Below are 18701 nucleotides of genomic sequence, written 5' to 3'. Positions count from 1 at the left end.
CCCGCTTCTTGGAGTGAAAGCGGCTCATGTCGGAGTTCAGCACGCCAATCCTTTTCATCATCTTCAACCGCCCGGCACCTACGCGGCAGGTCTTTGCCTCCATTCGTGCCCAGCAGCCGCGGCAACTATTTGTCGCCGCTGATGGCGCCCGCGACGACAAAGCAGGCGAAGCTGACTTGGTCAAAGCCACGCGCGCAATCATCGCCGACATAGACTGGCCGTGCGAAGTGAAGTACCTGTTTCGCGATCACAATGCGGGCTGCGGGCGAGCGGTCAGCGAGGCCATCTCCTGGTTTTTCAGCCACGTCGAGGAAGGCATCATCTTGGAGGACGACTGTCTTCCGCACCCGGACTTTTTCTCTTACTGCGAAACACTTCTTCAACGTTATCGTTTTGAACCCCGCGTGGCGACGATCGCGGGCACTCATTTTCTCCCTCCCGAATTTGCCTGCACGCAAAGCCACTACGTTTCCAAATATTTCCAGATGTGGGGCTGGGCCACATGGCGCCGCACCTGGACCACGTATTCGCACTCCCTGGACGAACTTGACGAAGCGGGTTGGTGGTCGGTCTTGGAGCGCACTCACGCGAACCCAGTGCAGGCGGCCTATTGGCGCGAAGTCTACCGTGCGCTCAAAGCCGGAGTCTTCGACACGTGGGATTTCCAAGTCTTTTTTCATTCTTGGAGAGCCGGCGCCTGTCACGTCATGCCGGGCCGAAATCTTATCTCCAACCTCGGCTACGGGCCGGAGGCCACGCATACGAATTTCGAGAGCCCGATGGCTAATCTCCCCGTCGCACCTCTCCGGATCCCGCCGCACGAAACGATTCCCCTCGAACCGAATCCGGTCGTCGACGACATCATCTTCTTTCTCCGTTTTCTGGAGTCGTTGCACCAAACGTGGTGGGTCGAGCAGGTTCTCTCGCCCGAGGGCAAACTCGGCCACGCTCGCGCCGAACTCCTGCGCAAGGATCGCCGCCTGCACGAACTCGAACGCGAGGTCGCCGACAAGCGCCGCCAACTCCTCGCTGCCACGCGCGCCCTCGCCCAAGCCAGCGCCAATGAGAGCCGCGCCGTTTCTTCGACATGAACAATCCGCAATGGCCGCATCCCGGCAATCTCGCCGAATTCTCATTTTCGAAGCTGTCCCACTTCGAACTCTTCCGCGATCTACCCTTTCAGTCCTACAACGTCGGCGATCCGGATCCCACGATTTGCGACCTGAAAGTCTATCAGGACTATCTCGTATATCTTTTCATCCGCAATAATGTACCGCCGGGATCACGCCTCCTGGAAGTTGGCGGCGGCGACAGCCGTGTTCTGCGATTCCTCTCTCGTGATTACGAATGCTGGAACGCGGACAAATGCGAGGGTCTCGGTAATGGCCCGACGAAATTTATCTCGCCCGACTATCGCATCGTTTACGACTACATGGGCTCGTTCAGTCCCGAGCTGTCGGACGGCTACTTCGATTTCGTGTTTTCCATTTCTGCGCTCGAGCACACTCCGGAAGACCCGACCATCCGGGAGAATATCCTCAAAGACATGAATCGGGTCCTGAAGCCAGGTGGCTACTCGCTCCACTGCTTCGACGCCATTCTCCGCCCCGGCGGGACGTCCTGGATCAACGGTTTGGTCCCGTATCTCTATTCCCAGATTTCAGCCGACACTCTCGAAACAGCAATCAGCACCATCCAAAACGACGCGAATTGCTACGTCATGTCGCAACAAGCCTACGACTCCAATTGGAAACCGATAACGAAAGACGACTATTCGGAATTCGGACGGCCATTTTCGATAAATGTCGGCTGGCCGCAACGCAGCTCAGCGCGTTAAGCGACGCACCTTAGTCCCTCCAACGCCATTTACGATGTCCGCTACGGGCAACGCTTCAGGACAAAAAATGCTCCAAAAATTGCGGCCCCTCGTGTGTGCCGGTCAAGTTATAGGTTGGCCACTTTGGGTCTTCACAGCGCTTATTGCCTGGGCCGGGTATTTCACTCATGTCGCCGGTTTTGGTCTATACGGCGACGACGTCGCATTTATTGGCACTGCGCTTAACCGCCCTTGGGGTGAGGAATGGGCTTGGGTTAATTTTTGTTTCACAAAATGGCCTCAAGGACGGCCTCTGGGGATGGGGCTCAATCTCAGCCTGCTACCCTACTTGGTGGGAAAGTCGGGCGGCCTGCTCGCCCTGCATCTCTTCGGATTAGTTGTTTTTGCCACCAACGGTTACCTTTTGGCACGGTTGTCGAACCGATTTCTCTCTCTCGCCGGCGTCTATGGCGTCGCTGCGTTCTACGCACTTGCGCCCGTCGCCGTTGTACAGGCACAGCTTGTTTTTGCGTATAATACACAAATATCGTTGCTTTGCGCATTACTTAGCGCATTCGCAGCGATTCACGGCCGATGGCTTTGGTATGTAGCCGGAGTGGTCGTGACGACATTGATGGGCGAACCAGCAAGTGTTGCGGCGCTACTCCTGCCGTTTGCATTAACTCTCGAATGGCGGAAACGACAGTGGATGGGATATCCGTTGCGGACAATTCTTCTCTGGATCGGGTCCGTTGCCACAGTCCTGGTATTGCGCGTTCGAATTGGCGATCCTTGGGGGCAAGAACGGGTCGGAGAATTGTTCGGACACCCGGCGGAAGTCGCACGGCGGGCGTTGATGGCCGCAGGGACCGGCACGGTCACCCAATTTAAACTCATTGGAGAAAGAATCATGGTGCCGTGGCATCATGTTAGCGGTGAGTCCGTCGTGGTTTTTCTCGCGGTTGGGAGCGCTGTCACTCTTTTATTCCAGTTCGGCCATCGCCTAATTCGGCCCAAGAACTCGTCGCCCGTGCAAGTTCCGACTGCGCCCAACGGCGCCGCAGTTAAGCTTGGGTCTTGGCGGGTATTCGTCGCCGGTGCGCTCGTGTTGGCGGGTGCCTACGCCTCTTTCTTTCGGGCCCCTTGGTTCCCCGGCACATGGAGCACGGGCTTCATGTCAGGATTGCATTGCGTGCCCAGCGCAGGAGGTGCTTTGTGCATCGGCTTTGCCGTGGACCGAATGACTCTTGTCAATTGGCGAGGTGCGCAGTTCGCCCTGCGGATACTGCTGGGCGCAACGCTTGGGTCGTTGGCGGCATTTGGGTCGATCGTGCAACAGGATTACTGCGGGGTCTGGCGCTTCCAAAAGACGTTTTGGCGCGCTTTTGACCAACTCTGCGAAGATGCCGGCGAGCGCACCTTCGTCGTCGTGGTCGATCGCAAATTACCACACTTTCGCTACACCGATTGCTTCAGTTGGACCTCTGAAATCACCCCGGGCGCGCTTTACGACTACAACGCCGTTGTCGCTTCAGCGAGCGACCGGCCCGCGCGATCTCCGCTACAAATTCCGCCGTCTGTGATCCTGTGCGCGCCCACGCTCGCCGAAACCATCAGCCTCCGTGACGGGCATTTTCAATGGAAGCCGACCGACTATTTCATGCTTCCAAAATCCGCCGAACAGCAGCCCCAGGATGGCAACGTGATCGTATTGGAGCGAACCGCGACCGGGTGGACGCGCTGGCAGGGGACAGCTGCCGTCGAAGGGGGGACCCTCCGCTTGAAATCCTCGCAGCCAGCCGTGCGGCCGCCCCTTCGCCCTCTCGCTCGCTATTACGCACTGGCGTCCCCTGCAGGGCGAGAACGCTAAATTGGCTTGTGCGCTCTCTCTCCAAATGAGGTTTTGCCAACTTAGCATCATGAATGCCGCATCGAGCACCGGGGCAACGACCACAGCTGGTCACTCCATCATCGTCCCCGTTTACAACAGCGCGAAAACGTTGCCTATGCTCGTGGATGCCGTCGAACAGGCGTTCCTGCAGGCGAAAACGCCATTCGAAGTGATTTTGGTAAATGACGGCAGCCATGATGCGAGCTGGAGCATCATCACGGAACTAGCGGCCGGTCGCCCATGGCTGCGAGGGATTTGCCTGTTTCGAAACTACGGGCAACATAACGCACTTCTCGCGGGCCTTCGGAACGCGCGCTACAACGTCACCGTCACTCTGGATGACGATCTACAACATCCGCCGACGGAAATCGACAAGCTCTTGGCCGCGCTGGAGGAGGACGTCGACGTAGTCTATGGCACTCCCGCACGAGAACAACACGGTCTCTTCCGCGATCTGGCCTCTCTTATCACCAAACTCGCCCTGCGGAGCGCCATGGGAGCCAAAACCGCCGCGCAAACAAGCGCCTTCCGTGTTTTTCGGACCGACCTGCGGCAGGCGTTCGCAAACTACGGCAGCCCGACCGTCTCCATCGATGTCCTGCTCACTTGGGCCACTACTCGCTTCACTTCGGTGCAGGTGCTCCATGCTCCACGCTTTGAAGGTAAATCGAATTACACTTTCGGAAAGCTCGTGCGCCATGCACTGAACATGACCACGGGCTTTTCGGTCCTGCCGCTTCAATTCGCCAGCATGATGGGCTTCGCCTTCACCGCTCTCGGCATCACCGTACTGGCTTATGTGGTCGGCCGTTACATGCTCTTCGGCAGCGCGGTCGCCGGGTTCCCATTTCTCGCTTCCATCATAGCCATGTTTGCTGGGGTCCAGCTTTTTGCCCTCGGGGTTATTGGCGAATACCTCGCGCGGATGCATTTCCGCATTATGGAAAAACCGGCGTATACGATTCGGGGCCACGTTTCTTCTGAGCAACTGCCTCGCTCATTATGAAGATCCTGCGCGAGGATACGCCTAGTTTCGACCTGCAAGCTCTTGAACGCGCATGGACGCTCCCCGCGACCTTCGTTCTTGTCTCGGCCAAACTGAGCGTCGACGACCAATGGCTCGCCGACTGTGCAGCGACGCTGCCCCCGCACTTGCGGGAATGGCATTTCATCCTGCTGACCTCCGGAAGTACCGGCTCTCCGAAGCTCGTCATTGGCGAACGTCGGCGCGCCGATGCCCTCGTCGCCATCCTCCACCACCTGCAATCGAGCGATGTGGTCGAGGAAACGCTTCTTCTCCTCCCGCTCTCTTATAGCTACTCTTTTGTGAACCAGTGGCTCTGGGCCCGGCAATTTAGGCGCCGGCTTGTCCCTACGCGGGGCTTGGCAGATCCTCATGCCCTCCGCGAAAACCTCCGTGCGGCACATCAGGCTATGCTTTGCCTGGTGGGCGTGCAGGTACCGCTCCTTGTGAACGCATTTCCCACTGAGACTTTTCCAGGTGTTTGGCGCATTCACTTCGCAGGAGGCCGCTTCCCCCAAGAACAGCTACCCCAGCTCAAGCGACTGTTCCCCGAAGCTCGCGTTTACAACAACTACGGCTGTGCCGAAGCCATGCCGCGACTCGCGTTGCGATCCGCCGAAGCGGCTGCCGATCCCGCTAACATTGGCCAGCCGCTGCCGGGCGTAGAACTTCAAACTGACGGCGCAGATCGGCTCTTCTTCCGCAGTCCTTACCGCGCCATTGCTCTCATCGAGAATCAGGTCTGCCGTGAAATTCAACCCGACGAATGGCTCCCCACGGGAGATTTGGCTGCGCAAGACGGTGACGGCGCATGGCGACTCCTTGGCCGGGGTAACGACATTTTCAAACGACATGGCGAAAAGGTCTCCCTGCTCGCTTTGCTCGCGACCGTCTCCGCTCCGTGGTCTGGTCAATGCGCATTTTATCGCGAAAGAGATCCGACCGGAGAAGATGGGTGCGTGTTAGTCCTCACTCCCCTCGCGACCCGCGAAGCAATCAACGGAGTCCTCCTCGCTTTGCGGCGCAAGCACCCGCGAGCCCATTGGCCATTGCGCATTGAGACGCTCTCTGCCCTGCCGCTGTTGCCGAATGGGAAAACGGATATCAGAGCCTTGACGGATTTGGCCGGAAAAGCCGTCGTCTGGCGGCAATTAGCCTAATCACATGTCCAATCGCGAAAAACTCCGCGCCTTGATCCAAGATGTCTTTCTCCTTTCGCCTGACGAATTTCGTTTCGATTTGCGGCGTGACGAGGTGGAGACGTGGGACTCATTGGGTGTCGTGGCTCTGGCTGTCGGTGTGCAGCAAATTTTCGGTTACCATTTCAGCCCGGACGAGGCTAACAGCATCACCGGCGTGCAGCACGTCATGACCATCCTTAGCTCTAAGGGTATTGCGTTCGATGATTGAACTTCCTCCGCGTTGCACGCTCGCGGAAGCTCGATCTTCGATCGGTGCGGCGGCGGCACTCTGGGCAACCCCGTCCGTTCGCGGCAAGCTGGCCGATCAGCGACTATGGCCGTTAATCGACCGGCCGGCATTTTTGCAAGAGGGCGGCTGGCTCGTTGTGGCCGGCGGCGGCACCATGATCGACGAGGCTAAGCTGTTTCGTCAGACCTACCCGGCGGGGAAACTGGCTGCGCTGCCCACGATCTGGGGCAGCGGCGCCGAAGCGTCGCCGATTGCAGTGGTGAACGAGGCGAATCATAAGCGCATTTACCTCAATTCTCGGCTGCGGCCCGATCTTATCATCGAACATCCTGAACTTGCCGTCAGTCTACCCGGCGATAGAATTTTCGCCGCTTGCGGAGACACTTGGGCCCACGCGCTCGAGGGCTTTCTTTCCCCTCTTGCTTCGCAAGAACTGCGGCAAGACCTCGCCGATTTGCTTCGGCGCCTCCTCGTATTACCCCTCGCTCACCACCCCGAATGGTTTCACGTCAGCGCGCTTGCCGCCGCGGGACAAGCGCGCTCGAGCGTCGGGTTGATTCATGGCCTTGCACATACCTTGGAACCAATGCTCCGCGATCCCTCATGGGGACACGCGAAGCTCTGTGCGACATTTCTCCTCCCTGTCTTTCGATTCAATCGCACGACGAGCACCAAGCCTGGCGAGTTGCTGGCCCAGCATTTCATTACCCTTGATTCTATCGACACCCGCCTGAGGGAGTTTTTCGACCCGCCGGCTTATGCCACGCTCCTTCCCTTCCTGGCCGATCATTGGACGTCAGTCATTCGCGACCGCTGCTCGCGGACGAATTGCAGTATGGTTCGTCCGGCCGATCGGGAATTCTTCCTCGAGTTCACCCCATGAGTGAGCTTCTCCACTTTCCCCCTTTTTCGGAACGCGACGACGCCGCTTTTTTAGCGGAGATGAATGCGCTCACGCAGTGGCATATCGACGGATGTCCTGGCTACCGCGCGATTTGGCCGGACTGGAAAAACTCTACACGCGTAGAAGATCTTCCCTTCCTTCACGTGGGAGTCTTCAAAAAAAGGCTGTGGCAGACCGCCGGCGCCGGCGTGCGGCACCAACGCGTGCTCAAGAGTTCCGCAACCTCCAACGCAGGTAACAGTCGCATTTCGCTCGATGAACGTAGCTCCACACTCCAAGCCGCGAGCAGCTCCAGCATCTTGCGGGACGCGTTGGGTGGCGAGTTGCGCCCGTTGATCGTACTCGATCATGCAAAATCTCTTCTCCAGCGAGGAGAAACCAGCGCCCGCATCGCGGCAGCGTTGAGTTTGCGTCCTCTGGCTTCGGCGTTGCACTTCGTGATGGCGGAAGATCCCGCCGGTCCACGCCTTTTGTGGGACCAAATTGCCGCGGTGTGCGCACAACACGATCATGTGCGCGTCTACGGCTTCACGTGGCTCCTATGGCAAACTTGGGCCACTGCGGAGATTCCCGATACTGTCCGCCAAGTGCTCGCCCGCACTCGGATCCAATTCGTTCATAGCGGGGGTTGGAAAAAACTCGAGGCGCAGGCCGTCGACCGAGCGGCCTTCGACCGCCGGCTGATCGCGACCGGTGCGCCTAATTCCCAAGTGCTCGATTTTTACGGACTGGTGGAACAGGTGGGCGTCATCTTTCCCCTATGTCCAGCCGGTCACCGCCACATCCCGCGATGGGCGCTGGCCCTTACGCGCGATCCATGGACGCTCGATTGCGTCCGAGAAAAGCCAGGCATGCTGCAGTTGATGAACACCCTCAGCTTTGGAGCGCCCTACCACAACGTATTGACGGAGGATATCGGGGTGCTTCATTCGACTCCATGCCCGTGCGGCCGAGCCGGCCCGCATTTCGATTTACACGGTAGAATTCCTAAAGCCGAAGTTCGAGGGTGCGCGAATGTGTGATCACTTGGAGTACTTCCAAAATTCGGCGGGCACCGTAGCCGTCGCCCTCCCCTTCGCTCTGTCGATTCGCATTTCGGATTGGGAGAGTCTCCGCTACACCATGGTTCGCAGGGTCGATCCCGCCTTCACGCGCGACGAATGGGCCTATTTGGTGAATTTCCTTCATGGCGATCAGCTCGCGCGCCCGGCTCTCCTATCCTTTGGCCGGCAGGGCGGTGATCCCCAGCAGCTGGTTTCGCTTTTCCGCCCCCGGCCAACCATCGCCCTTTGGCTGCCCAATAATGTCAGCCTGCTCGGTCCGTTAACACTCATCTTGTGCAGCTTGACCGGCGCGCAAATCCACGTGAAGTCGGGCTCTCGGGCCACGGACTTATGTCAGGCATTCGTCACCTATGCTCGGAGGCAGCTTCCATCGAAGTCCGACCTGCAGCATTATTTGAGCGACCAGGTGACCGTTGCAAATTTTGATCGATTTGATCCTCGAAACCGCACCATGGCCGCGGAAGCAGATGTTCGCATCGCTTTCGGTTCTGATGCGTCCATCACAGAGATTCACGCTCTGCCTCATCGCCCCGACAGCATCGCCCTCCCCTTCGGCGACCATCAATCCGAAGTGTGGGTGGAACTCGCGGCAATGGACGATGCCGCTGTGGACGCGCTTATCAGTGTGTTCGCCATCTATGGTCAAACCGGCTGCACCTCACCGCGACGTGTCGTGGTAATCGATGGTACGCACGACGATTGCCTAAGATTGCGCGATGCACTCGCGGCCCGGTGGCCCTCCGTCCAACGCGAGCAAACGCCGATGCATGTCGCTTCGCAGAACGTGCTCCATCACCAACTCGCACTCGCCGACGGCTGGCAGTCGATTACAGTCGATCAAAATGCGGCAGTTTTGGCAGCTGGCTCGCTCGAACAAGACCCTCTGCGGGGCGCGATGAGTCTCGCCATCGTCTCGGCCACGCCCGAGGCCGCCGTTGCGTCGCTGCCGGCCAATATTCAAACCGTCGGCCATCACTTACGTGATCCGTCGGCTGCCCACTGGATCGCCCTGCTCGCTCAAACCGACATAAAGCGCTGGGTTCCCCTGCGTCGGATGCACCATTTTGGCCCGATTTGGGACGGCGGGAATTTCTGGCGCCAACTCTTCGACGAAGTCCAAATCGCCACGTGATTAGACTGCACGAAACAAATACCGCTTGGTGGGGCTCTCCGGTGGGACTCGTGGAGGACGCTCGCTGGTTCGACCAGGAGGAAATCGCACGTCGACACGATCTGGGCCGATTTAGCTGGGTCGAATACAAGGCGGCACTCACCCAGTCGCCCTCCCCGTTCCTGTTGGCCCGAGCCGGATTCGCCTTTGTCGATGTGCAAATTAACTTTCGCTTGTCGCTGTCCCGTTTGCCCCAGTCTCCCTCGCTAGCTCCTCTCGAATGCCACAGTGCAAAGACCCATCCCTGGCAACTAAACGCGGGCGAAATGCGCCACTTCGAACACGAGCGATTCTTACAACTACCCGGAGCGGACAAGGCGCGCCTCGCGGAACGATATAGCCGTTGGGCGAACGAAGTGATTACCCGCAGTCCGGCTTCTTGCGTTCAAATCATCTTTGCTGGACGCGTGCAGGGCTGGTTTATCGCCGAACCCACCAACGCAGGGCTGCATCTCGCTCTCGCCATGCTGGCCGCGGGCTCGACCATTTCCGGTCACCATCTGTATCATCGCGCGCTTCGATTTTATGCGGACCACGGGTTCACCGTCGGGCAGGCTGCCTTTAGTGTGCGTAATACTCCTGTTATGAACATCTACGCCCAACTCGGAGCCCGCTTCTCCGCTCCCGTCGGTTGCTGGCTTTGGCACTCGATTTCAAATCCATGAACGCCCCTGTTCCGTTCAACCGCTCCTCGCTCCAAGGACGGGAGCTAGAATTTATTTTCCAATCCATTTCGAGCGGACAGATCGCCGGCGATCAGACCTTTTCCCGGCGATGCCAGCAATTGCTCGAAGGCACCTTGGGCATTCCCCGCGCCCTCGTCACCACCTCATGCACTCATGCGTTGGAAATGTCCGCCCTCTTGCTCGACTTCCAACCCGGTGACGAAGTGATCATCCCGGCGTTCACGTTTGTCTCGACGGTCAACGCCTTTGTGCTCCGCGGAGCGCGGCCCGTCTTTTGCGATATTCGGCCAGATACGCTCAATATCGATGAAAGCAAAGTCGGTGCACTCTTCTCGTCAAAAACCAAGGCGCTCGTTCCGGTGCACTACGCAGGCGTCGCGTGCGAAATGGACCCCTTGCTGGCTCTCGCGCGTCACCACGGCGCCGCCGTGGTGGAAGACAACGCGCACGGTTTGTTCGGCCGCTATCGCGGACGCTGGCTGGGCACCCTCGGCGATCTTGCGACGCAAAGTTTTCACGAAACGAAAAACATCACCTGCGGCGAAGGAGGCGCGCTTCTCATCAACGATCGGGCATTGATTGAGCGTGCGGAAATCATTCGCGAGAAAGGCACCAATCGAGCGAGATTCTTTCGCGGCCAGATCGATAAATACTCGTGGGTGGACATTGGCAGTAGTTACGTGATGAGCGACGTGCTCGCCGCCTTTTTATTCGGCCAACTCCAATGTTGGGATACTATCCAAAGCAACCGGCGTGACAAGTGGCTTCGCTATGACGAAGCGCTCACATCTTGGGCTGCCCACAATGATGTGCGACGTCCCTTCATTCCTCCACATTGCGAACAGGCCTGGCATATGTACTATCTCCTCATGCCCACAGCTGCAGCACGAACGCGATTCCTCGCCCACCTTAAAGAGCGGCAAATTTCGGCTGTCTTTCACTATCTCCCCTTGCATCTCTCCGAATACGCCCGCCGCTGGGATTTCAAGCCAGGGCAATGCCCCGTGACCGAAGACGTCAGCGACCGTCTCGTCCGCCTGCCTTTTTACAATACGCTTTCTGATGAAGATCAGGCGCGGGTCATCGAATGTATCCAGCAATTCATCGTCTAACGTGAAGTCGACTAATGCCTCTGGGGTTGGGTTTATCCTCCTCACCGTTTTTTTCACCGTCTCAGGCCAGCTTCTTCTCAAGAAAGGCATGATGAAGATCGGCAGTTTCGGGAGCGGCGCTGAAGGATGGACGGCTCATCTTATACAAGCGCTCAGTAATCCTCTTGTAGTGCTCGGCCTTGCGTGTGCGGGGGCCGCTGCCCTCACATGGATGGCCGCCGTTTCGCGCGCTGATCTTAGTTTTGCCTACCCCTTCATGAGTCTGGCGATCGTGCTAACTCTGGCTCTCACGCCACTTCTTCTCGGTGAACGCGTGCAGATCCATCAGTGGCTGGGCGTGGCTCTTGTCATACTTGGCGTGTGGATCGGTGCGCGAAGCTAGCCTCCGCCCTAGGTCGCTTTCGGCTGCGCCACAAGCGCCATGGCCACCACGCCAACCGCCACAGTCGCCGCTCGCGGGCTCCTGGCAATCCTCGCCACACGCCGCCTCGCTCGTCTCTGAGATACCGCAGATACTGCTCCCACCAGTTGCGATCGCAGTAGCCTAGGTGGCGCAACTGCAGATCTCGGATTTGTCGAAAGATCTCCCCTCGCAGCCGCTGCGATTTCGCTCCGGCATGTTCCCTGGCCGCCGCCCATTCCTCGGGCACATGTAGAAATTTAGCTCCGCAGCGCAGCGCTCGAATCCAAAACTCGTAATCCAACGTGTGGTCGAAACGCGGGTCGAAATAGCCGCAGCGTTCATGTAGCGATCGTCGCCAGAATGCAGCTGGTTGAGAAATGAAACAGTGTTCGATTAAGCGTCCGCCATCGAAATCCTCTGTCGGGTATTTGCGCAAGAAGCGCCCCTGTTCATCGATGATGGCAGTATCGCCATAAACAACATCAACATCCGGATGCGCAAGCAGTGCGCTCGCCGCGCCGCGGACCGCTCCGGGCCGCAAAAGATCGTCGCTGTTTACGTAGCAAACGATCTCACCCATCGTCCGCTGTAGCCCAGCATTGATCGCCTGCGCCTGCCCGCCATCTCGCTCACTCCGCCAGCTTACCCGCGATCCATAACTCTTGAGAACATCGATTGAACCGTCGCTCGAACCGCCGTCGGCGACAAAAAAATCGATCGCGGGATAGTCCTGCGCCAACACGCTATCAATGCAGGCGCGAAGAAATGCCTCCTGATTGAGAGACGGTGTGATGATGGAGACGCGGGGCAGTGCAGGCATGCAGCGCGACCGATCCAACGCGCATTCGGCCACAAGTCAGCCTTGTTTCGTTTGTCCGTGGTAACCACGACGTCGACAATCCTGCGGGGCAACCACAAGGTCATCCGCCATGTCCGCTTCGTCGGGTCCCGTGTTTTCATCGTCATCGAGATCGCTCGCCCACCGAATTAAACGCTGGCTGTGCGGTGACGCGCCGCGCCCCATCACCGTCGGGGTCGACCTGCTTCTCATGCAGCCCGGCGGAGCCAACGGCGGCGTGAAGCCGCTCGTCTTTTCCTTTCTCGGCGAGATTGGCCGCGCGCAAGGGCGCAGATTGAAATTCGTCTTCTTCGCCTCGCCCGAGCTCGCCCCCGAAATCGCTCCGATTCTGCGGTCGCACGACGAACTTGCTCACCCTACCTCCATTCCGCCGGCGATCGATGTGCTGTATGCTGTCTTCGGTCGTTCCAATTTGTCGCGAACGGGACTGCCATCTATCAACCTGATCGTCGATCTACTGCACAAGGACCTGCCCGCGGCACTCCCCGTCGAAGAAGTTAATTACCGCCACGAGTGGTTCTCGACCATCGCTGCCCAAGCAACGTTCTTCCAGTGCATCTCCCACTATACGGCGGAGCGACTCCAGTATCACTACCACATCCCGGCCGAGCGATGCTTCGTCACGCACATCCCGGTGCATCAACGTCTGAGGCCCGACCACGTGGTCAAGGCTGAGTCTTCCCCCGTCGCGAAGCCGTTTTTTTTCTATCCCGCCAATTTTTGGCCGCACAAAAATCACGAGGTTCTCCTCCTCGCCTATCGTGGCTACGTCGCTCTTTCCAAAAGCGCCGCATGGCCGCTCGTCTTCACCGGCCATCCTGATGAACGCACAGTCCAATTGCGCCTCTTGGTCTCCCAACTCGGCTTGAACGACCGAGTCCACTTTCTGGGCCATCTCTCAACCCCGCAATTCGCCGCTCTTTGGTCCCAAGCCGGCGCCCTCGTATATCCTTCCCGGCATGAAGGCTTCGGCATTCCCCTTCTTGAGGCCATGGCTTATCGCTGCCCCATCATCGCCGCCCGCACCACCTCAATTCCTGAGATCGCGGGTGATGCGTGCCTCTATGTCGATCCCAGCGACACAGCTTCGATTTCATCCGCGCTCCAGCAAGTCAGCGCCGACGCTCAGCTGCGTACCGCGCTCGTTCGCGCCGGCAAGATTCGTTTGCGCACTTTTTCGTTGGCCCGGGAGACCGCGAAACTCGCCGCTCACTTCATCTCCGCCGCTTCCGCAGCGCCGCTCCGCCCTTGATTCCCTCACGACTCCGCCGCCACAGTCACCGTTTGCGTGAACATCCTCTTCGTTAACTACGGCGACTTCACCACCAACAGCCTCAACCACATCGGCGGTTTCGCGAGTGTGTTGGCGGATTTGGGGCATGCCTGCGCCATCGCCGTGCCGCATGGACTGGAAACACTTTCTCACGTCGACTCCTCGAGGTTTTACGCGACCACCTTCGCCGACGCCCTCGCGCAACCCCGCACACTTTTCCCTGATGGCCGGGCCGCCACCGTCATTCACGCGTGGACGCCGCGCGAACTCGTGCGGAAATTCGTCCTCGCCTACCAACGCACCGCCGCGCACCCCGCGCGCCTCGTCATCCACCTCGAGGACAACGAGCGTTTCCTGCTTGAGCGCTTCACCGGAAAAAGTTTCGCCGCACTCTGCGCCGCCGACGCGTCGGACCTTGCTGCGCTCCTACCCGACAACCTTTCCCACCCCCTCCGACACCAATCGTTTCTCGCGCTCGCCGATGGCGTGACCGTGATCGAACCCCGTCTGCACGAGTTCGTGCCGCCCGGCATTCCTTTGCACGTCCTGCGGCCCGGCGTTGATTTCCAGCTCTACCAACCTCAGCCACCCGCTCAAACCCTGCGCGCCGAATTGAAGCTGCCGGTCGACGAAAGAGTCATCGTTTACACGGGCGGCACCACCTTCGCCAACGAAGACGAAGTCCGCGCGCTCTACGAAGCCGTCGCGCTCCTGAATCGCCGCGGCCAGCCCACCCGCCTCGTCCGCACCGGCTTCAACGCCGCTGGTTTCCTCGACTCACTCTCGCCCGAGACGCGCAGTTTCGCCCTCGAACTTGGCTTCGTGCCCAAAGAGCAACTCCCGCGCCTCCTCGCGCTGGCCGATGTGCTCGTGCAACCCGGCGTTCCAGGCCCGTTCAACGACTATCGCCTCCCGTCCAAACTGCCGGAGTTTCTTGCGCTGGGGAAACCCGTGCTGCTCCCCGCCACCAACATTGGCCTGCTCGTCCGTGCCGGCGCCGATGCGTTGTTGCTGCACGACGGCACCGCCGAAGAAATCGCCCTGCGGTGCGCCGAAGTCTTCGCCTCCTCCTCCCTTGCTGGCACCCTCGGCGCCGCTGCGCGCAGGTTTGCGCAGACCCATTTCGACCTGGCGGAAAACACCACCGCGCTCGCCACCTTCTATCGCACGTGCCTCGACCGCTCGTCGCGCGCCGCTTGGCCCATTCTCCTCACGTCCGGCACGAGCGAGATCGACCTCTTCGCCGCTCAACTTCAAACCCCGCTTACGCCTGCCTCGGCCGCCTCCGCCGCCGACGACTGGGCGTTGCTACGAGCGCTCGTTCGCCTCGTGCAGCAGGAACTCACGCATGACGTGCACGCACAACTGACCGCGGCCGTCACCGAGCGCGATGCCCTCCGTGCGCGCGAGCCGCTCACGCAGCAACACCTGCACAATATCGAAACCGGCCTCACTACCGCGCACCAGCACATCGCCAACCTGGAACCCGCGCTCCACGCCGCCCAGCAGCACATCGCCAATATCGAGGCCGCCCTCCAATCCACTCAGGATCACGTCGCGAATCTTGAGTCCGCGCTCGCAACCACCCGCCAGCATACACGCAATCTGGAATGGCTGCTCGCCGCGACTCGCGCCGATCGTGACCGCAGTGCTCAACGCGCCGCAACCGCCGAAGCCGAACGCGCCGAACACCGCCGCACGCTCGACCGCTCCCGCCACGATCTCGCCGCGTTACGCGAAGAACTCGCCGCTCGAGTCCGGAAAATCGAGCTCATGCAACGCTCTTTCTCTTGGCAGGCAACCGCGCCACTGCGCGCGCTGCGCCGACGCTTCCTCGATTCCCGGCGCCGCGAAACGCCTCTCGCCTCCGCCCTGCCCGCGCGTGATCCGCACGTCGCGTCGGCCATCGATGAGCCGACCGATTGGATGAACCTCGCTCCCACCGGCTTGGTGCGCGGTTGGGTTTTGAACCATCACGGACGCCGCCTCGTCGCGGTGCGCTTGCGCGCCGGGTCCGCCCTCTTTTCCGCTCACTACGGCTCAGATCGTCCCGACGTCGGCGCGGCCTTCCCGCACCTGGCCGCAGCTCGCCGCAGCGGCTTTTCCGTCACCTACACTCTCCCGCCTCAGTCGACGCCCGACATGATTCTCGAAGCGCTCGGCGAGGACGGCCGCTGGACGTGTTTCCACGCGACCCGCGCCGTCATCAGCACCGTGGAGGAAACGCTCCTGCGCCGCGATTACGCCACGTGGGTGCGGCGGTTTGATTCCGCCGGCGAAGCCGATGCCGCCCTGCGCGCCCGACTCGACGCAGCACCGCCGCCCCAACCTCTCGTCATTTCCGTCCTGCTGCCAACCTACAACACGCCCGAGCCTTGGCTTCGCCGGGCGATCAAGTCCGTGCGTCAGCAAATTTATCCGCACTGGCAGCTATGCATCGCCGACGATGCTTCCACTGCGCCCCATGTGCGCTCACTCCTCGAGCAAGCTGCCCGGGAAGACGAACGCATCGCGCTCACATTTCGCGAGCAGAACGGCCATATCTCCGCCGCCTCGAATTCCGCTCTGGCCCTCGCAACCGGAGACTATGTTGCGCTCCTCGATCACGACGATGAGCTCGCGCCGTCAGCTCTCGCCGAAATCGCCCTTGCGGTGGCCGCCTGTCCCAACCTCGCGTTTTTGTATTCCGATGAGGATAAAATCGACGAAGACGGCCGACGGTTCGACCCGTATTTCAAGCCCGGCTGGAATCCCGATTTGTTGCTCGGCCAGAATTACACCTGCCACCTGTCGGTGTTTCGCACGGCTCTTCTTCGCTCGATCGGCGGATTTCGCGAAGGCTACGAAGGTTCGCAAGATTGGGACCTCACGCTGCGCGCGACCGCCGAACTCACGCCCGCGCAAATCCACCACGTGCCGCGCATTCTCTATCATTGGCGCGCGATCGCCGGTTCGACCGCTCTCCAAACCGGAGAAAAAAACTACGCATTTGAAGCCGCGCGACGCGCCCTCGTTGATCACTGCTCCGCCCGCGGACTCGACGCCGCCCTCGAGCCCATCGGCGGCCATTATTGGCGGCTCCGCCGTCCGGTGCCCAAGCCCGCCCCACGCGTTTCGATCATCGTGCCGACTCGCAACGGCGAACCGCTCCTCCGCCTCTGCCTCTCCTCGCTCTTCGCCAAAACAAGCTATCCCCACTACGAGGTCATCGTCGTCAACAATCGCTCCGACGATCCGGCGACGCTCCGCTATTTCGACGAGCTCCGCACCGCCGGCGTGACTGTGCTCGATTACGACGCCCCGTTCAACTACTCGGCGGTTAACAACACCGCCGTCCGCGCCGCACACGGCGAACTCCTCGCGTTTCTCAACAACGACATCGAAATCATCTCCCCCGACTGGCTCGACGAAATGGTTTCCCACGCCGTGCGCCCTGAAATCGGCTGTGTTGGTGCGATGCTTTATTATCCGGATGATACCATACAACACGCCGGGATCGTGCTCGGCGTCGGCGGCCGGCCCGGCACACCGAGCGTCGCGGGACACGCCTTCAAGTGCGCAACGCGCGGCAGTGAGGGGCAACGCGCCCGCCTGCGTCTCGTGCAAAATTACTCGGCCGTCACCGCGGCCTGCATGGTGATGCGTCGCGCCGTTTTCGATGAGGTCGGCGGCTTCAACGAGACCGACCTCCCCGTGGCGTTCAACGACGTCGATCTTTGCCTCCGCGTGCAGGCCGCCGGCTATCGCAATCTCTGGACGCCTTTTGCCGAGCTCTATCACCACGAGTCGGCCACGCGTGGACTCGAAGACACGCCGGAGAAACAAGCCCGGTTCGCCCGCGAAGTCGCCTACATGCGCGCGCAGTGGGCGGAGGTCCTCGATGCCGATCCAGCCTACAACCCCAATCTCACAGCCGAACACGAAGACTTCTCCCTCGCCTTCCCACCGCGCACTCGCGCCTGAGCTTCGCTTGCCATGAATTTCCGCTGCGCCATCGATCAGCCGCTCGCGGCCACAGCGGAATATCGCCAGCGGATCCCGTTCGCCGGCTGGGTGTCCGGTTCAGAGGAAATCGTCAGCGTCAGCGCCTGGCACGGCGCGGACATGTTGGGCGAGACGCACGCGCTCTTCTCCCGACCCGACGTCAACGCGGCTCTGCATCTGCCCGACGGCGCTCGCACTGGATTCCGTTTCTTCGGCGTTGCGAGCACTCAGCATCTTGGGCGACGCCTGGATGTGGAGATTCGCGTCCGTCTTGCTGGAGCGTCCGCGCCTGTCGTGCTCACCACGGTTTCAGTCGCGCTTTCTGCGGTGGATTATCAGGACGGCGCCTACGGCAATCTCTGCAACCCGGCGTGCGTGGATTTGCATCATCGGGTCCACATTTATTCAAGTGGCGCCCCGGCCGAAACTCCCTCGCCGGAGTGCGTGCAACTCCTGGCGAACTATCTTCCCCGTGGTTCGGACGTGCTCGACGTCGGATGCGGTGTGGGCGCATATGCGGCCGCATTGGCCGCGCAAGGTCATACGTGGATGGGCGCCGAACTCTCGCCCTCGCTCCTGCGCGAGCTCACGCGCCGCGGCCTGCCCCATCGCGCCATCCGCCGCCCGCGCTGGCCATTTCGTTACCGACTGCCGTTTCGCGACCGTCGTTTCGACGCGGCCATCGCCATTGAAGTCCTCGAGCACACCACCGACCCCGTGCGCTTCGTGCAGGAAGTGCGGCGCGTCGTGCGTCGACGAGCCTGCTTTTCCGTGCCCAATGCGGAGTTGCTTGCGTTTTGGGCCCCGCGAATGCTGGCCCCTTGGCACATGCTGGAAGGCGATCACCGGAACTTTTTCTCCCGTTTTATTTTGCGCGATCTTCTCCTCCGCTCGTTTCGTCATGTGGAAGTGTTCGACTACGGCACTGCCCCAGCGACAACCCGCGAAAACCTGAACGTCGGCTATCACCTCTTTGCTTTCGCCGATGTTTAGCGCCGCCGCGCGCTGGTCTTCGAGACACCGCGCATCGTTGGAAAGTGCGTTGGCCGACACGCCCAAAACAATCCGTCGGCCGCCGAGCTC

16 protein-coding genes are annotated in these 18701 nt (G+C 60.2%); 15 read left to right on the top strand and 1 reads right to left on the bottom strand.

What is annotated here, in order from left to right:
* Positions 1–26: 26 nt before the first annotated feature.
* From K0B96_RS03960 to K0B96_RS03905, 12 genes are read left to right on the top strand one after another with little or no spacing between them, the layout of a single operon-like run.
* Positions 27–1091 (top strand): glycosyltransferase family 2 protein, encoded by a 1065-nt coding sequence (locus K0B96_RS03960; RefSeq protein WP_220164076.1) that lies wholly within the window; start codon positions 27–29, stop codon positions 1089–1091.
* Positions 1088–1837 (top strand): class I SAM-dependent methyltransferase, encoded by a 750-nt coding sequence (locus K0B96_RS03955; RefSeq protein WP_220164074.1) that lies wholly within the window; start codon positions 1088–1090, stop codon positions 1835–1837. The genes K0B96_RS03960 and K0B96_RS03955 overlap by 4 nt, the downstream gene beginning before the upstream one ends.
* A 34-nt stretch (positions 1838–1871) precedes the next feature.
* Positions 1872–3686 (top strand): hypothetical protein, encoded by a 1815-nt coding sequence (locus K0B96_RS03950; protein ID WP_220164071.1) that lies wholly within the window; start codon positions 1872–1874, stop codon positions 3684–3686.
* Positions 3687–3735: 49 nt separating this feature from the next.
* Positions 3736–4713 (top strand): glycosyltransferase family 2 protein, encoded by a 978-nt coding sequence (locus K0B96_RS03945; RefSeq protein WP_220164069.1) that lies wholly within the window; start codon positions 3736–3738, stop codon positions 4711–4713.
* On the top strand, positions 4710–5891 hold the full coding sequence (locus K0B96_RS03940) for an AMP-binding protein (RefSeq protein ID WP_220164067.1): 1182 nt from the start codon (positions 4710–4712) through the stop codon (positions 5889–5891). The genes K0B96_RS03945 and K0B96_RS03940 overlap by 4 nt, the downstream gene beginning before the upstream one ends.
* A gap of 4 nt (positions 5892–5895) precedes the next feature.
* The gene (locus tag K0B96_RS03935; RefSeq protein WP_220164065.1) at positions 5896–6141 is read left to right on the top strand and encodes an acyl carrier protein; all 246 of its coding nucleotides are present in this window, start codon (positions 5896–5898) and stop codon (positions 6139–6141) included.
* Positions 6134–7045, top strand: a complete 912-nt coding sequence (locus tag K0B96_RS03930) for an iron-containing alcohol dehydrogenase (protein ID WP_220164063.1) — start codon at positions 6134–6136, stop codon at positions 7043–7045. Before K0B96_RS03935 ends, K0B96_RS03930 begins: the two co-directional genes overlap by 8 nt.
* Before the next feature lie 59 nt (positions 7046–7104).
* Positions 7105–8088, top strand: coding sequence for a LuxE/PaaK family acyltransferase (locus tag K0B96_RS03925; RefSeq protein ID WP_220164061.1), 984 nt, complete (start codon positions 7105–7107; stop codon positions 8086–8088).
* A gap of 4 nt (positions 8089–8092) precedes the next feature.
* Positions 8093–9262, top strand: a complete 1170-nt coding sequence (locus K0B96_RS03920; protein WP_220164059.1) for an acyl-CoA reductase — start codon at positions 8093–8095, stop codon at positions 9260–9262.
* Entirely contained in the window at positions 9259–9966 is a 708-nt protein-coding gene (locus tag K0B96_RS03915; RefSeq protein WP_220164057.1) for a hypothetical protein, read from the top strand. Before K0B96_RS03920 ends, K0B96_RS03915 begins: the two co-directional genes overlap by 4 nt.
* Positions 9963–11099 (top strand): dTDP-4-amino-4,6-dideoxygalactose transaminase, encoded by a 1137-nt coding sequence (rffA, locus tag K0B96_RS03910; protein ID WP_220164055.1) that lies wholly within the window; start codon positions 9963–9965, stop codon positions 11097–11099. The genes K0B96_RS03915 and rffA overlap by 4 nt, the downstream gene beginning before the upstream one ends.
* A gap of 1 nt (position 11100) precedes the next feature.
* Positions 11101–11481 (top strand): EamA family transporter, encoded by a 381-nt coding sequence (locus K0B96_RS03905; RefSeq protein ID WP_220164053.1) that lies wholly within the window; start codon positions 11101–11103, stop codon positions 11479–11481.
* On the opposite strand, the gene K0B96_RS03900 is transcribed toward K0B96_RS03905, so the two are convergent.
* Positions 11447–12322 (bottom strand): glycosyltransferase family 2 protein, encoded by an 876-nt coding sequence (locus K0B96_RS03900; protein WP_220164051.1) that lies wholly within the window; start codon positions 12320–12322, stop codon positions 11447–11449. The two genes, K0B96_RS03905 and K0B96_RS03900, sit on opposite strands and share 35 nt — an antisense overlap.
* 109 nt (positions 12323–12431) lie before the next feature.
* Between K0B96_RS03900 and K0B96_RS03895 the strand changes: the two genes are divergently transcribed.
* From K0B96_RS03895 to K0B96_RS03885, 3 genes are read left to right on the top strand one after another with little or no spacing between them, the layout of a single operon-like run.
* Positions 12432–13613, top strand: a complete 1182-nt coding sequence (locus K0B96_RS03895; RefSeq protein ID WP_220164049.1) for a glycosyltransferase family 4 protein — start codon at positions 12432–12434, stop codon at positions 13611–13613.
* A 36-nt stretch (positions 13614–13649) separates the two neighbouring features.
* Positions 13650–17597 (top strand): glycosyltransferase, encoded by a 3948-nt coding sequence (locus K0B96_RS03890; protein ID WP_220164047.1) that lies wholly within the window; start codon positions 13650–13652, stop codon positions 17595–17597.
* 12 nt (positions 17598–17609) lie between these two features.
* Positions 17610–18611 carry a class I SAM-dependent methyltransferase gene (locus tag K0B96_RS03885; RefSeq protein WP_317983817.1) on the top strand — a complete coding sequence of 334 codons (1002 nt, stop codon included), beginning with the start codon at positions 17610–17612 and terminating at the stop codon, positions 18609–18611.
* Positions 18612–18701: the final 90 nt, after the last annotated feature.

Origin of the sequence: Horticoccus luteus, from assembly GCF_019464535.1 — a bacterium.
Taxonomy (GTDB): Bacteria; Verrucomicrobiota; Verrucomicrobiia; order Opitutales; family Opitutaceae; genus Horticoccus; species Horticoccus luteus.
This window is presented reverse-complemented; position numbering and strand designations above follow the sequence as displayed.

Coding starts and splice junctions, on each gene's coding strand:
- K0B96_RS03960 (WP_220164076.1), top strand. CDS start 27: ATGTCGGAGTTCAGCACGCCAATCCTTTTCATCATCTTCAACCGCCCG.
- K0B96_RS03955 (WP_220164074.1), top strand. CDS start 1,088: ATGAACAATCCGCAATGGCCGCATCCCGGCAATCTCGCCGAATTCTCA.
- K0B96_RS03950 (WP_220164071.1), top strand. CDS start 1,872: ATGTCCGCTACGGGCAACGCTTCAGGACAAAAAATGCTCCAAAAATTG.
- K0B96_RS03945 (WP_220164069.1), top strand. CDS start 3,736: ATGAATGCCGCATCGAGCACCGGGGCAACGACCACAGCTGGTCACTCC.
- K0B96_RS03940 (WP_220164067.1), top strand. CDS start 4,710: ATGAAGATCCTGCGCGAGGATACGCCTAGTTTCGACCTGCAAGCTCTT.
- K0B96_RS03935 (WP_220164065.1), top strand. CDS start 5,896: ATGTCCAATCGCGAAAAACTCCGCGCCTTGATCCAAGATGTCTTTCTC.
- K0B96_RS03930 (WP_220164063.1), top strand. CDS start 6,134: ATGATTGAACTTCCTCCGCGTTGCACGCTCGCGGAAGCTCGATCTTCG.
- K0B96_RS03925 (WP_220164061.1), top strand. CDS start 7,105: ATGAATGCGCTCACGCAGTGGCATATCGACGGATGTCCTGGCTACCGC.
- rffA (WP_220164055.1), top strand. CDS start 9,963: ATGAACGCCCCTGTTCCGTTCAACCGCTCCTCGCTCCAAGGACGGGAG.
- K0B96_RS03900 (WP_220164051.1), bottom strand. CDS start 12,322: ATGCCTGCACTGCCCCGCGTCTCCATCATCACACCGTCTCTCAATCAG.
- K0B96_RS03895 (WP_220164049.1), top strand. CDS start 12,432: ATGTCCGCTTCGTCGGGTCCCGTGTTTTCATCGTCATCGAGATCGCTC.
- K0B96_RS03885 (WP_317983817.1), top strand. CDS start 17,610: ATGAATTTCCGCTGCGCCATCGATCAGCCGCTCGCGGCCACAGCGGAA.